General features: G+C 70.7%; 13 protein-coding genes. 4 read left to right on the top strand and 9 right to left on the bottom strand.

Features of this window, described 5'->3' with window-relative positions:
* Window positions 1–6: 6 nt before the first annotated feature.
* From ACFFJD_RS15075 to msrA, 5 genes are all read right to left on the bottom strand, one after another.
* Window positions 7–792, bottom strand: a complete 786-nt coding sequence (locus ACFFJD_RS15075) for a glycerophosphodiester phosphodiesterase family protein (protein ID WP_382365600.1) — start codon at window positions 790–792, stop codon at window positions 7–9.
* Entirely contained in the window at window positions 789–1,811 is a 1,023-nt protein-coding gene (locus ACFFJD_RS15070; protein WP_382365598.1) for a DUF4328 domain-containing protein, read from the bottom strand. The genes ACFFJD_RS15075 and ACFFJD_RS15070 overlap by 4 nt, the downstream gene beginning before the upstream one ends.
* On the bottom strand, window positions 1,811–2,158 hold the full coding sequence (locus ACFFJD_RS15065; RefSeq protein WP_382365736.1) for a rhodanese-like domain-containing protein: 348 nt from the start codon (window positions 2,156–2,158) through the stop codon (window positions 1,811–1,813). Before ACFFJD_RS15065 ends, ACFFJD_RS15070 begins: the two co-directional genes overlap by 1 nt.
* Window positions 2,159–2,605: 447 nt before the next feature.
* Entirely contained in the window at window positions 2,606–3,685 is a 1,080-nt protein-coding gene (locus ACFFJD_RS15060; RefSeq protein WP_382365596.1) for a winged helix DNA-binding domain-containing protein, read from the bottom strand.
* Between the two features lie 8 nt (window positions 3,686–3,693).
* The gene (gene msrA, locus ACFFJD_RS15055) at window positions 3,694–4,413 is read right to left on the bottom strand and encodes a peptide-methionine (S)-S-oxide reductase MsrA (RefSeq protein ID WP_382365594.1); all 720 of its coding nucleotides are present in this window, start codon (window positions 4,411–4,413) and stop codon (window positions 3,694–3,696) included.
* 123 nt (window positions 4,414–4,536) lie between these two features.
* On the opposite strand from msrA, the gene ACFFJD_RS15050 reads away from it, so the two are divergent.
* A complete protein-coding gene (locus tag ACFFJD_RS15050; protein ID WP_382365592.1) occupies window positions 4,537–5,166 on the top strand; it encodes a superoxide dismutase in 630 nt (209 codons plus the stop codon).
* A gap of 97 nt (window positions 5,167–5,263) precedes the next feature.
* Here the strand turns inward: ACFFJD_RS15050 and ACFFJD_RS15045 are convergent, their stop codons facing one another.
* On the bottom strand, window positions 5,264–6,016 hold the full coding sequence (locus tag ACFFJD_RS15045) for an energy-coupling factor transporter transmembrane component T family protein (RefSeq protein WP_382365590.1): 753 nt from the start codon (window positions 6,014–6,016) through the stop codon (window positions 5,264–5,266).
* On the bottom strand, window positions 6,013–8,055 hold the full coding sequence (locus tag ACFFJD_RS15040; protein ID WP_382365588.1) for an ABC transporter ATP-binding protein: 2,043 nt from the start codon (window positions 8,053–8,055) through the stop codon (window positions 6,013–6,015). Before ACFFJD_RS15040 ends, ACFFJD_RS15045 begins: the two co-directional genes overlap by 4 nt.
* Window positions 8,056–8,217: 162 nt before the next feature.
* Between ACFFJD_RS15040 and ACFFJD_RS15035 the strand changes: the two genes are divergently transcribed.
* Window positions 8,218–8,931 carry a TMEM165/GDT1 family protein gene (locus ACFFJD_RS15035; RefSeq protein WP_382365586.1) on the top strand — a complete coding sequence of 238 codons (714 nt, stop codon included), beginning with the start codon at window positions 8,218–8,220 and terminating at the stop codon, window positions 8,929–8,931.
* Between the two features lie 3 nt (window positions 8,932–8,934).
* Here the strand turns inward: ACFFJD_RS15035 and ACFFJD_RS15030 are convergent, their stop codons facing one another.
* The gene (locus tag ACFFJD_RS15030; protein ID WP_382365584.1) at window positions 8,935–10,575 is read right to left on the bottom strand and encodes a TM0106 family RecB-like putative nuclease; all 1,641 of its coding nucleotides are present in this window, start codon (window positions 10,573–10,575) and stop codon (window positions 8,935–8,937) included.
* A gap of 131 nt (window positions 10,576–10,706) precedes the next feature.
* On the opposite strand from ACFFJD_RS15030, the gene ACFFJD_RS15025 reads away from it, so the two are divergent.
* Together ACFFJD_RS15025 and ACFFJD_RS15020 are read left to right on the top strand one after the other, a co-directional pair.
* Complete coding sequence (locus tag ACFFJD_RS15025; protein WP_382365582.1) at window positions 10,707–11,420, top strand: DUF6474 family protein; 714 nt, start codon at window positions 10,707–10,709, stop codon at window positions 11,418–11,420.
* Between the two features lie 14 nt (window positions 11,421–11,434).
* Window positions 11,435–11,893, top strand: coding sequence for a hypothetical protein (locus tag ACFFJD_RS15020; RefSeq protein ID WP_382365580.1), 459 nt, complete (start codon window positions 11,435–11,437; stop codon window positions 11,891–11,893).
* A gap of 30 nt (window positions 11,894–11,923) precedes the next feature.
* Here the strand turns inward: ACFFJD_RS15020 and ACFFJD_RS15015 are convergent, their stop codons facing one another.
* A complete protein-coding gene (locus tag ACFFJD_RS15015) occupies window positions 11,924–13,477 on the bottom strand; it encodes a succinic semialdehyde dehydrogenase (protein ID WP_382365578.1) in 1,554 nt (517 codons plus the stop codon).
* Between the last annotated feature and the right edge of the window lie 13 nt (window positions 13,478–13,490).

Genomic DNA, 13,490 nt, shown 5'->3' with positions numbered 1-13,490 from the left:
GACTTCTCAGTCGACGGTCACCAGCCAGTCGCGCACCCGAGCGGGGTGGTTGGTCGCGATCCAGCGCACCCCCAGATCCGCGCACAGCTGCACGTCTTCGCGGTGGTCGACGGTCCACGCATACGTGACCCGACCCCCGGCCGCGGCCTTGTCCACCAGATCCGGATGGGCCCGCAGGGTCTGCACCGACGGCCCGATGCCGGTGGCGCCGACGGCCGTCGCGGCACCGGCGCTCACCCCGCGCGCCGTCTCGCCGAGCAGGATGGTGGGCAGCATCGGCGCCGACCGCCGGATCCGCCAGATTCCCGAGGCGGAGAACGAGATCACCACCGCGCGGCTGTGATCGGCCGACGGCGGCGACCCGACCTGGAACTGGTGCAGCGTCTCCAGCAACCGCTGTTCCACCAGTCCGCCGAAGCGCACCGGATGCTTGGTCTCGATGAACAGCCGTACGGGTCGGTGCCAGTCCAGCGTCAGTTCGAGCAGTTCCGGGAGCGTCAGCACGGCGGCCGGTGTGCCGCTGTGCCAGGACCCGAAGTCGTGCTCGCGCAACTGGTCCAGGGTCAGTTCGCTGACCACGCCGGAGCCGTCGGAGGTGCGGTCGATGGTGCGGTCGTGCACGCACACCAGCTGCTGATCGGCGGTCAGGCGGACATCGCACTCCAGTCCGTCCGAGCCCTCGCGCAGGGCCGCCTCGTACGCGGCGAGCGTGTGCTCGGCGTGATCGGCGGACGACCCGCGATGGGCCACGACGGCCGGTTTCCCCGACCGGGACACCTCGGCGGCGCTCACGCGGCCACCACCAGACGACGGGTCTGCGGCGCCGGTGCGGCGTCGGTGACCACCAGCCCGGCCAGGCGGGGCCGCACCCAGACCGCGAACAGCGCGGACGCCACGAAGGTGAGGAGGGCGGCCATCATCGCGTCCGCGCCCACCTGGATCGAACCGCTGGACCACGCCGCGATCCGGTAGCCCAGCGCGATCAGGCCGACGCCGCTGACCAGGGCCCAGGCCACCGCGACGCGGTTGATCGCCGGACGCACGCGCTGTGCTTGGTCCGCCCCGACCGCCGCGGCCGCCTCCAGCAGGAGGAACGGCGCGGTGACGACGTTGACGAACGGGGTCACCGCACCCGCGATCACCAGCCAGCGGCGACGCGGATCACGAGCCGCCACCGCCGCATAGGCCGACTCGCGCGCGGCCACCAGCCATCGTGCGAACAGCACCAGCGCCCAGATCGCCGCCCCGGTGGCCGCCGCGCCCGCGAACAGCAGCAGCCAGACGACGGCCAGATCCAGCCAGTACGGGATGGGATGGGAGCGGTTGAGCATCAGGAGGGCGTAGCGCAGCAGCTGCAAACCGGCGGCCACCGCCAGGATCGGCCACACGATCTGCAGCGCCCAGCGCAGGCGCCGCCCCGGATCGGGGGCCGCGACGGCGTCGCTCTCCGGCGCGGGCACGACGTCGTGCAAACCCCACAGCGGGAGGTAGGTGTAGCGCGGCGTGCGCGACTCGCGCACCGCACGCGGCGGCCGGGTGGGCGGCAGGGTGTTCAGCGGCCGATGGGCCACCCAGCGCAGCGGCGTGCGCGCGGGGGCCGCTCGCCGGGCCCCGGGCATGGGAGTCGGGGGCATGGGAGTCGGGGGCATGGGAGCCGGGGGCCTGGGCGGTGCCTGCGCAGGCGCGGCGACCTGCACGGCGCGACGCGTCTGCGCGTCGAGCACCACGAGATTGCCGCCGCAGCGCGGGCAGGTGGCGCGGCCCGGCAGATGGTCGGCCTGAATCTGGCAGCGGAGGCAGACGTCGAGCATCAAGTCGACTGCCCCGGCCCTGCTTCGTCCGTCTCCACGTCGACCGGTTTGCCCGCGGCCTCCCACGCCACCATGCCCCCGGTCACGCAGGTTCCGTCGATTCCCCGCATCGCCAAGTACTGGAGCAACCGGAAGGAACGGCCACTGGTTCGACAGATCACCAGCAACTCGCGGTCGGGGTCCACCTCGTCCAGCCGCGCGGGCACATCGTCGAGAGGGATGTGCAGGGCGCCGCGCACGTGCCCGGCCGCCCACTCGTAGTCCTCGCGGACGTCCAACAGGACGCGGTCGTCAACATCGGTGAAGTCGTCCGGCAATCCGGCGACGTCGATCTGCTCGATGTCCATGCTCACGCTCTCCATGTTTCCACAATCGTCCACGCCGCACCCGCGGTCACCGTGAGCGGACGGACGTCGACGGCGACTACCACATCGGCGCGAAATCCCCGACGCCGATCACCCCTCGAGGTAGGGCCAAGTTATCCACAGGGCGGGAGAACACAGGTTGTCCACAACTTGTCCCCACCGCGCCGGTTACTGTGTACAACCCTGTGGATTTGTGGACAAGACCTAGGTCGGAGCCCGGAACCTGACGTTTTCCTCATATATTCGGGCCGTTTTCGGCGGCACGTCGGTCGTCGGCCACCTTGACGTTCGCCGTTGTCCACCCCGCCCGGCCTACGCACTCCTGTGGACAGAGTGTGGACAACACGCGCGCCGACACTCTCAAGTTTTACTTTCGAGTTGCGCGTGTCGCTCCGATGCGCCCGTCCCACGAACGGAGGACAGGCGCGATCACGACGCGACGAAGTCCGCCAGCAGCGCCGCTTCGCGCTCCACGTCGGCGCGCTCGGCGGCCCGCAGATCGACCAGCTCGGTCAGCTCCACCGCGCCGTCGGCCAGCCGCCACGTGCCGGCGAGTCGACCGTCGACGAGCACGAAGCCCGGCGATCGCCCGTTGGGGGTGACGGTGGCGCGGTACACCTCCGGCGCGGCGATCCGGTGCCGGTCGGCATTGGCCACCAGCACCTGGTCGAAGGGAGCGATCAGGCGGACCGGCGCCGGTCGGTCGCCGTCGATCAACGGCAGACCGTCGAGGTCGTACAGTTCGCCGCCGTCCGGTCCGACCAGGGTGACCAGCTCCCAGTCGGCGTCCATCGCCTTCAGCAGCGGCCCCAAGCCGGTCAGCCCGGTCCAGCCGGAGATGGCGGCCGCCGACGCCGGCCCGAAGCCTCGCAGGTACATCCGAATCAGGTCTTTGCGCGCCTCTTCGTCGACGACGGCCGGTTCACCCGGCCCGATCCAGTCGTCGAGCAGTCGGAACGCGGGGGCACCGGATCGGCCCCACAGGCCGCGCGGGGGCGTCTGCACCAGCGGCAGGCGTCCGCGCACCAGCGCTGTCAACGACTCGACGGGCGCCTCGGGCCACCGCTCGCCCAACGCGGCCCGCAGCCTCGCCCCCGGCACACCCGACTCCGGGGACTCCTCGGTGAGCAGGCCGTGCGCGACGGCCACCACCTCGTCGACGTCGATCGCCGTCAACGCCGATAGATGGGTGCGCGCCAGGCTCGTGTCGAACACAGTCTGGACCGCGGGCCGGATCCACCGCGCGTCCAGCGCATCCATCAGGAAGACGGTGCCGCGCTGCAACGGCATCCGCACCAGCTCCCGCTCGGAGAGCAGCTCGTCCACCTCGGCCGGATCGAAATCGGCCAGGCGCGACCACAGCGCATAGAAGGGGGCCTGCGGATCCTGCGCCTGCAGGCCCACGCACCGGTCGATCACCTCCACGGCGTCCTCGTCGATGCGTTCGAGCAGATGCTGGCGGTGCAGCAGCGTCCGATTCGCCTGATCGGCGGTGACGTGCACGGGCACGACGGCGCTCAGTCCGCGGCGGGGAAGGTCAGTCCGGTCGCCGCATGGCAGCGGTAGCCGTGCGGATTGTGGTGCAGGTACTGCTGATGCATCGGTTCGGCGTAGTAGAACCGGCCGTCGCCCACCCCGGTCAACTCTCCGATCTCGGTGGTGATCGGACCGTAACCGGCGGCCGCCAGCACCGGGGCGAAGCGCTCGGCCGCCGCCTCCGCCGTCTGCGCGTCGGCGGCGGTGGCGGTGTAGATCGCCGACCGGTACTGCGTGCCCACGTCGTTGCCCTGCCGCATCTCCTGCGTCGGGTCGTGGGTGGTGAAGAACAGCGCCAGCAGCTCGTCCACGCTCACCTGCGTGGGATCGAACACCACCAGGGTCGCCTCGGTGTGGCCGGTCCGCGCGGTGCAGACCTCCTCGTACGTCGGGTTCGGGGTGTAGCCACCGGCATAACCGACGGCCGTCGTATAGACGCCCGGCACCTGCCAGAAGATCTCCTCCACACCCCAGAAACAGCCGCCCGCCAGCACGATGGTGTGCAGCGGCGACGGCCACGTCCCGAGGCCGCCCGCGGCGTAGGTCCCGTCCGCCGCGGCCCCGCCGCGGAGCGGATGCCCGAGCACCGCGTGCTCGGCGGGGATCGGCATCGTCGCGTCGCGACCGGGCAAGGCCTCGGCCCGACTCACCATGACGCGTTTGACGTCGGCTGCGGCCATGATCCGATCGAAGAGGCTCATGCATCCAGGGTACGGAAGAAGCGGCCGTCTACCAGCCTCGCGCGGCCACTTGCGAACCTCCCCCGGGTGGGGAAGTGTAGAAAATGGACCTGATCCGGAAATACAACCGAAGAGAGGAAGATCGTGGCTGACTACACCCTGCCCGAACTCGATTACGACTATGGCGCCCTGGAGCCGCACATCTCCGGCAAGATCATGGAGCTGCACCACAGCAAGCACCACGCCACCTACGTCGCCGGCGCGAACACCGCCCTGGAGAAGCTGGCCGACGCGCGCGAAGCCGGGGACATCGCCGGCAAGGTCTACGGACTCTCGGCCAACCTGTCCTTCCATCTCGGTGGCCACACCAACCACTCGATCTTCTGGAAGAACCTGTCGCCCAACGGCGGCGGCGAGCCCACCGGCGCCCTGGCCGAGGCCATCGGCACCGACTTCGGCGGCTTCGAGGCGTTCAAGGCGCACTTCACCGCTGCGGCCACCACGCTGCAGGGCAGCGGCTGGGCCATCCTCGGCTACGACACCATCGGCAACCGCCTGGTGATCCAGCAGCTGACCGACCAGAGCGGCAACACCTCCGCCGCCCTGATCCCGGTGGTCATGCTGGACATGTGGGAGCACGCCTTCTACCTGGACTACCAGAACGTCAAGCCGGAGTACGTCAAGGCCTGGTGGAACGTCGTCAACTGGGACGACGCCGCCGAGCGTTACGCGCGCGCCACCACGGCGGGCAAGGGCCTCATCGTCCCCGCCTGATCGGCTCCATCGCAGAACGACCGACGGCGGTCACCCCCACCGGGGTGGCCGCCGTCGGCGCATCCGAGACAGGCCCGACGAGTCGGAGTCCGACGGGTCAGAGCAGAACGGTCAGGGTGATCGCAGCGGCGCACGCCAGCGCCGTCAGCCCCAACGCGACGGCGTCGGCCCGGCCCGGCCGCGACGGATAGGCGGTGAGCCGCCCGGTGCCGCCGCGCGCAGTGATCGCCTCGCCCATCTCCGCGGCCCGGCGCATCGCCGAACTCATCGCCGCCACCACCATGTCGATGATCGACATCTCGGCGGACGGATGCCCGGAGTTGGCGTTCGACTTGGGCCGCAGGCGGTACGAGGCGCGCAACATCCGCATCTCCTCCATGAGCAGCGGGAGACCGCGCAACGACAGCGCGATGCAGACCGCCCATTCGTCGACGGGCAGGCGCAGCCACCGCAGCGGAGTCATCAGGCGGGCGATCGCCGGAGCGATCTCGGCCATCGGCGTCGTCCACACCACCATGATGCTCATCGCCAGCACGATCAGCCCCAGCGCCGTACCGCGCAGGAACACCAGCACGCCCGAGCCGCCAGCGGACACCGCGGTCACCGCCATGCCGATCCCCATCAGGCCCCAGAACCACCACGGCGGCCGCGGGATCGCGCCCAGCGGGATGCCGGCCAGCACGGCGAAGATCACCACGAACAGCGCCACGAAACCCAGACTCGGCCAGGTGGGCAGCACCCAGGTCATGATGCCCAGGACCAGCACGATGATCAGTTTGGTGCCGGCCCACAGGCGGTGGATCACCGAGTCGCCCGGCAGTTGCCGCAGGGGCGGGGTGCGCAGGGTCATCGTCGTGCCTCCAGGGTGCCGTCGACCAGTTCCACTCGCCGGTTGCAGACGCGGTCGAGGGCCTCCAGGTCGTGCGAGATGATCACGATGGTGATGCCGCGGTGCCGCAGCCCGGCGAGGACGTCGAGGACCTCTTCGCGGGCGCCCGGATCCAGTCCGGCCAGCGGTTCGTCGAGCACCAGCACCTTCGGCTCGGAGGAGACCAGCGACGCCAGCACCACGCGCCGCATCTGGCCGCCGGAGAGCGAGTCGACGCGGCGGGCGGCGATCTCCCGCGGCAGGGCGACCAGGTCGAGCACGCGGGCCACCTCGGTGGTGCCCACCGATTCGCCGCCGACGGCCATGATCTCTTCGCTCACCGTGGTCTTCTGCAACTGCAGCCGGGCGTGCTGGAAGCCCAGGCCGACGCTGCCGATCTGCTCGGTCATCGGGGTGCCCTCCAGCAGCACTTCTCCCCTGCTGGGCTCGATCAGCCCGGCGATGATCCAGGCCAGAGTGGTCTTGCCCGAGCCGTTGCCGCCGACGATGAGGACACCGTCGCCGCGGTTGACCACCAGGTCCACCCGGTGCAGCGCCGTGACCTCCCATGGCGAGCCCGCCAGATACGTGTGCGAGACGTCGTCGACCTCCAGCAGCGGTTCGCCGTCGTGGACGGCGGGCAGCACCGGTGTGTGCGCCTCCGGCCGCATCCACTCGGGATGATGGGTCACGATCCGCCCCGCCTCCAGGTGGATCACGCGGTCGGCCGATCGGGCCTCCACATCGCGGTGGGTGATCAGCACGACGGTGATGCCGCGGCGGCGCGGCAGGTCGGCGAGGATCTCGATGAGTTCGCGGCGCCCCTCCGGATCCACCATCGAGGTGACCTCGTCGGCGATCAGCAGGCGGGGTTCGCGGGCCAGCGCGGCGGCCAGCGCCAGCCGCTGCTGCTGCCCACCGGACAGGTCCGACGTCTCGCGCTCGGCCAGGCCGGTCAGACCCACCTCGGCGAGCAGGCCGTCGACGTCGACCTCCTGGTCGGCGGGCAGCCCCCACACGAGGTCGTCGGCCACGCGGGAGCCGAGCATCTGGGCTTCGGGACGCTGCAGCACCATGGCGGTGCCGCCGCGGCGACCGAGCCCGGGATCGCCCGGTCGGTCGATGATGCCGATGGTCGCGGGCGTGCCGGCCAGCAGCTTGGACAGCGTCGACTTGCCCGATCCGTTGGCCCCCACCACGGCGACGAACTCGCCCTGGATCAGCGTCAGATCGATGCCGGCGAGGACGTCCACCTCGGTGCCCGGGTAGCGGTAGCCCACGCCCACCATGCGCAGCGGGAGCGGATCCACCGCCTCCTCGGCCCGCAGATCGCGGTGCGCTTCGAGGGTGTCCTGCATCTTGATGTGAGCCAGCCGGTTCACCACGCCCTTGAGGATCCACCACGCCACCAGCAGCGACAGCAGCGAACCGACGGTGCCCGACACCCACAGCCAGATCCACCAGTTGTCGACGATGTTGGTGGCCAGCCCCTTGAACCAGTCGCCCACCCCGGTGATGTCGGCGCCGAACCGCTCGCCGACCCACACCACGGCCTTGCCGAAGCCTTCGATGAGGTTCTTCAGCATCTCCAGCGCGAGCTCGCGCAGCGGCACCAGCACCCACAGCACCAGCACCGAGACCGAGGCGAGCACCGGCGCGACGATCAACGACGCCGCCGTGAGCACCACGGCACCGCCGCCGCGACGCTTCACCTCGCCCACCACTCCACCGACCACCGCCGCGGCCAGCACCGACAGCGCCGCACCCATGCCGGCCACGGCGAACGTGACAGCGGTGGAGGTGACCGAGGCGGCCAGCACGGCACGCGGTCGGGTGCGGGCGGCGATCAGGGCGATCGGCACGGGTGCGAACAGCCCGGCGGCCGTCGCCATCGGGATCACCGCGGCCACCACCACCGCCACCACGGTCAGACCGGACAGGATCGCGACGATCGCGATCTCCAGCGGACGCAGCGGACCGGCGATCGGGCGCGCACGCAGATCGGTAGTTGGGGACGTCACCCGGCCATTGTGCCTGGTCCTCACCACCGGCCCGCAAAGCGCCGGAGCACCGACGCCGACCGAACCGGGTGCCCGAAACTCCGGTTTTGGCCCTGGGACCTGCGATGATGCGGCCGCGACGAGTGTTGCAACCGGCTCGCGCGCGTGCCTAGCCTGGCCTTCATGATCGCAGCGACAATCCTCGGGTTCGGCGTGATCTTCGTCGCCGAACTGGGCGACAAGTCGCAGCTGATGGCCCTGACCTACGCCCTGCGGTACCGCTGGTGGGTGGTGCTGGGCGCGATTCTGGTCGCCACCACCGCGGTGCACGCGGTGTCGGTGTTCTTCGGGCACTTCCTGGGCGCCTCGATCCCCGCCGACATGATGTCCATCGCCGGCGGCCTGGCCATGCTCGCCTTCGCCCTGTGGACGCTGCGCGGCGACGAGCTGACCGACGACGAGACCTCGCGCGCCGCGCGCGTGAGCGGCTCGGTCTTCCTCGCCGTGATGAGCGCGTTCATGCTGGCCGAGCTGGGCGACAAGACGATGTTCGCCACCATCACGCTGGCCACCGACAACAACTGGCTCGGCATCTGGATCGGTTCCACGCTGGGCATGGTCGCCGCCGACGCCGTCGCCATCGTGGTGGGTCGCCTCCTGGGCAAGCATCTGCCCGAACGGCTCATCGCCCTGATCGCCGCCGCGCTGTTCTTCGGTTTCGCGGTCTGGCTGCTGGTGGAGGGCCTGGTCGGCGCCTCGCTGCCGCTGCTGATCGGCACGCTCGCCGCGGTGGCCGCGCTCCTCGCGATCGGTGCCGCGGTGATCGTCGCAACCCGTCGGCGTCGAGCGCGCGAGGCCGCGGCCCGCCGGGTCGAGCAGCCGGTGCCGCTGCCCTGAGGGTCAGTCGAGGAGGTCGGCGACCGTCGGCAGGCGCAGGATCTGCTCCGAGCTGAGCCACTCGCGCAGCACCTTGGTGGCCTGCACGTCGTCCTCGTTGTAGCGCAGCAGCCGGTCCCGCTGGCTCGCATCGACGACGCCCCCGTCCAGACCCACGGCGGCCGCGTACCACTCCATCGACGCTTCCCCGCTGGCCTCGGCGTCGTCCCAGGCAAACCCGGCCACCGGCGCGATGCGTTTGAGGCCCTTCCCGTTGGGGCAGATGAAGTTGTGGTTCACCGCGACGTAGATGTCCACCCACTCGTCGGAGGCGATGAAGGCGTCCACCTCGGCGCGCGTGGGCACCCCGGGCAGCCCGGCGAAGCGGTCCGCGCTGGCGCGCAGCCACCGATTCTCGGCCTGTTCGGAGTAGCAGTAGGCGGCGAAGGTCTTACCGGCCTCGCGGGCCAGCCGACGGCGTTCGGTGAGCCACGACCAGAAGCGCCCGAAGGCGTGCCCCTCGTCGAAGGTCGGCAGCGGATCCCAGGTGACGAACGGCAGGTACTGGGCGGTGCGCTCGGGTGCCGAGCGATCGGTCAGCAGCGTGCCCCACAGGTAGGCGCCGCGTTCGCCGTAGCTCTCCATGTCGATGTCCACCTCGACGTCGGCGCGGTACACCGTCGGCCGGTCGAGCCGCCGCACCAGGGGAACGTCCAGGCGGCGGCAGTTGGCCGCGACCACCGCGTCCAGGAAGGCGAGGTTGCCCGGCCAGTCCTGGGGCGGGCCGCCCCGATAGTCCGCCAGCTGCTCCACCGTGGTGATCCCGGCGGCGGTGAGCGCCGCGGTGCCGGTTCCGCCGACCACCAGACTCACGTCGTCGGCGGCGACCAGTTCGGCCTCGCACTGCGGCCACCAGTCACAGCTGCGGCACTCGTTGATCCGGCGGGGCGCCGTGGCCACCGTCCCGGCGGCCACGGCCCGTCGTCGAGCGAACGTCGCGTCGTACTCCGCCATCACCGACTCGAGGGGCACCGCGAGGATGCAATCGGCGTCGACCCCGATGACCGCGCCCACCCAGTCCGCGCGTCGCGGTGACGGCGCCAGGCCCTGGGCCTCGAGCATCGCGGCCAGCTGCGCCAACCGGAGGGCGTCGCGACGGTTGCTCCGGACGCTGCGCTTGGCATCCGGAGCCGGCCGCCACTGCCCCAGCGGACTGGTCTGCACCGAGACCGGGGTGTCCGGGTCGCGCTCGACCTTGGACGGGGTGGTGATGCGATGGTTCACGATGATCAGCGGTACGTATCCCGCGCCGCTCCGGATCAGCGCTTCGGCGTGTCCGCGACGGCCGGCCTCGACGTCGGTCGGGAGCACCGCGGTGAAGATCCAGTCGACGCCGTCGGCGCAGGCACGCATGGTCAGCTCGGCGCGCTCCCGGCGGGGAAGGTCCGGGTCGATGGTGACGACGGTGGTCGGCTGCGACTCCAACAGGTCCCGGAGGGTGTTGACCACCTCGGCGCGGTGGGCCTGCGCGGCCTCGATCCGGCGGCGCGCATCCGGAGACTCCAGCACCTCCGGTCCGTCGCCGGTCTGACGTGCCGCCGAGTCCAGTGCCAACCGGTGCTCGCACCCCGCCAGGTCTCGTGCACCGAGGACCGCTGAACCCACCTGCCGCCTACCTCTCCAACCCCGCATCACCGATGTGGCAACGCCGCGCCACCGTCTCATCCCCTAATGACACTATGCAATGCTGGTATCAGTCAGGCGTCAAGCGCCGGTCTTCCGCAGGAAAGGACACCATGGGTCTCTTGTCGTCCCGCCGGGCCTCACGCGTTCAGCGCAAGGCCGAAGCCAAGATTCGTAAGGCTGAAGAGAAGGCCGTCAAGACTCGCGTCCAGCTGGAAGCCAAGGTCGGGGCCCACGAGGAAGCCAAGCGTCACAAGAAGGCCCTCAAGGCCGAGCACAAGTACGCCATGAAGGCCCACAAGGCCGAGCGGAAGACCACGAAGAACGCCGGCAAGGCCCAGCAGAAGACCGCGGCCGCAGAAGCGAAAACCATTGCCGCCCAAGCCAAGGCCGCCGAGAAGCAGGGCATCCTGAGCCCCGCGAAGATCCGCCGCTACCTCACCGTGGGACGCATCGTCGCCCCGATCGCCGGCCCGATCCTGTACCGCGGCGCCATCGCCGCGCGCGCGGAGATCACCGCGCTGCAGGCCCGTCGCGCCGGGGTTCCGGCCGCCACTCTCACCCAGTTCGGCGGCCCCAGCGCCGCGCTGCGCGCGCGGATCGCTGCCGCCCAGGACTCGGTGCACAAGGCGGGCGCGGCCGACGCGACCCCCGAATCGACCGCCTTCGTCAACGCGATGCTCGGCCGCCTCAACAATCTGGTGGTGGCCGCCGACGCCGCCGACACCATGCCTCCCGCTCAGCGCCGCGCCGCGCAGCGAGCGATCGGCAGTGAGCTGACCGCGATCGACAACGATCTGCTCGCCCGCCTGAACGTCCACCCGTAAGGAGACGCCCACCGATGGCCGATAACGAACCCACTCTGCCCTTCGGTCAGCCCGACGACGCCGATCCGGCTCCCGCGGCCGACGCGCCCGCGGAGAAGGCAGCGGCGAAGAAGGCTCCTGCCAAGAAGGCGCCCGCCAAGAAGACCGCCGCGAAGAAGGCACCCGCCAAGAAGGCCCCCGCGAAGAAGACTGCGGCCACGAAGACGGCGGCGAAGAAGACGGCAACCAAGACGCCGGCGCCGAAGGCCGAGGCTACCGAGAAGGCACCGGAAAAGGCTCCGGCGCCGGTTCCCGCGCCCGTCCCGACCGACGATTCCGTCGCCCAGGCCGACGCGGCCCGCGACCTGTTCCGACAGCTGCGCCGCACCTCGCCGACGCAACTTCCGGGCGACCGCGTCACCCCCGGCATGGTCGCGGCCCTGGTGGCCGCCCTCGTGCTGCTCGCGGCCGTGCTCCGCCGCCGGCGCGCCTGAGATCAGCGCGGCCGACGGCGACGGCCCGGGCTACCGGCCCGGCAGGTACTTCAGGGTGCGGATCGCCAGCGGCGTCAGCTTCAGGAAGACGTTGCGCGGCACGCCCGCCATACCGTCGAGCCCGATGAACCGCTGCGCGGCGATGGTCTGCGGCTCGGTGTACTTGTGCAGGCCTTCCTCGCCGTGGCGACGGCCGACACCGGAGATGCCCATGCCGCCCATCGGCGCGGCGGTCGAACCCCAGGCCGCGGCGTAGCCCTCGTTGATGTTCACCGTGCCCGCACGCAGCCGCTCGGCGATCTGCTGGGCCAGGGCGCTGCTGCCGGCGAAGACACTGGCGTTGAGCCCGTACTCGGTGTCGTTGGCCCGCTCGACGGCTTCGTCGACCGAGGACACCGGGTAGATCGACACCAGCGGACCGAAGGTCTCGTTGCGGGCGCACAGCATGTCGTCGGTGACGCCGGTCAGCACCGTCGGCGCGTAGAAGAACGGTCCGAGGTCGGCGCGCTTGCGTCCGCCGGCCAGCACCGTGGCGCCCTTGGTCACGGCGTCGTCGACGTGCTCTTCCATTGTCTTGATCTGATCGGCCGAAGCCAGCGAGCCCATGTCGGCCGACAGGTCGTAGGTGGCCGCGAGGTTCATGTTCTCGACGTAGTCGGCGAACTTGCGGCTGAACTCGTCGGCGATCGACGCGTCGACGTAGATCCGCTCGATCGAGATGCACAGCTGCCCGGAGTTGGAGAAGCAGGCGCGGGCCGCACCCTCGACGGCGCGGTCGAGGTCGGCGTCGGCGGTGATGATCAGCGGGTTCTTGCCGCCTAGCTCGGCGGAGAAGCCGATCAGGCGCTTACCGGCCTGCTGGGCCAGCAGCGACCCGGTGGCCGACGATCCGGTGAACATCAGGTAGTCGGTGTGCTCGACGATGGCCTGCCCGATCACCGAACCCGGTCCGGGCACCACCGCGAACAGCTCGCGGGCCAGTCCGGCCTGGTACAGCAGCTCGGCCAGCGCCAGGGCGCAGTAGGGCGTGTTGCTGTCCGGCTTGATCACCACGGCGTTGCCGGCGACCAGCGCGGCCACCGCGTCGGAGACCGCGAGCGTCAGCGGGTAGTTCCAGGGGCTGATCACGCCGACCACGCCCTTGGGCTGGTAGCGCACCCGCACGTCGGTGGCACCGGGGAGCATGCCGGGCACCTTGCGCTCGGCGAGCATCTTGGGGCCGTGGGTGCCGTAGTAGCGCGCGGTCAGCGCCACGTCCAGGACCTCTTCCTGGGCGTAGATGCGCGCCTTGCCGGTCTCGGCCTGCGCGATGTCCATGAGCGCGTCGGAGTTGTCGTACACCAGCTCGGAGAAACGGTTGATCACCGCGGCCCGTTCGGCCGTGCTCCGCTTGGCCCAGTCCTGCTGCGCGAGGCGGGCACGCTCCACGGCGAGCACCAGGTCGTCGACGGTGGCGACCGGAACGGTGGCCATCTCGGCGCCGCTGAACGCCTCCAGCACCGGCTTGGCGGGGCGGTCGGCCGGGTCGTCGATCGCCGCGAGTGCGGCCAATCGCTTGAAATACGCGGGGGTGGGCTTAGCCATGCTTCTTCTCCAA

This window comes from Gordonia phosphorivorans, assembly GCF_042432625.1.
GTDB classification, from domain to species: Bacteria; Actinomycetota; Actinomycetes; order Mycobacteriales; family Mycobacteriaceae; genus Gordonia; species Gordonia phosphorivorans.
Note: the sequence above shows the minus strand (reverse complement) of the source record. Positions and strands in the feature narration are given on the sequence as shown.

Bases quoted from the DNA above. Each gene is read 5' to 3' on its own strand.
- ACFFJD_RS15070 (WP_382365598.1), bottom strand. From the start codon at position 1,811: ATGCTCGACGTCTGCCTCCGCTGCCAGATTCAGGCCGACCATCTGCCG.
- ACFFJD_RS15065 (WP_382365736.1), bottom strand. From the start codon at position 2,158: ATGGACATCGAGCAGATCGACGTCGCCGGATTGCCGGACGACTTCACC.
- msrA (WP_382365594.1), bottom strand. From the start codon at position 4,413: ATGAGCCTCTTCGATCGGATCATGGCCGCAGCCGACGTCAAACGCGTC.
- ACFFJD_RS15045 (WP_382365590.1), bottom strand. From the start codon at position 6,016: ATGACCCTGCGCACCCCGCCCCTGCGGCAACTGCCGGGCGACTCGGTG.
- ACFFJD_RS15035 (WP_382365586.1), top strand. From the start codon at position 8,218: ATGATCGCAGCGACAATCCTCGGGTTCGGCGTGATCTTCGTCGCCGAA.
- ACFFJD_RS15025 (WP_382365582.1), top strand. From the start codon at position 10,707: ATGGGTCTCTTGTCGTCCCGCCGGGCCTCACGCGTTCAGCGCAAGGCC.
- ACFFJD_RS15020 (WP_382365580.1), top strand. From the start codon at position 11,435: ATGGCCGATAACGAACCCACTCTGCCCTTCGGTCAGCCCGACGACGCC.
- ACFFJD_RS15015 (WP_382365578.1), bottom strand. From the start codon at position 13,477: ATGGCTAAGCCCACCCCCGCGTATTTCAAGCGATTGGCCGCACTCGCG.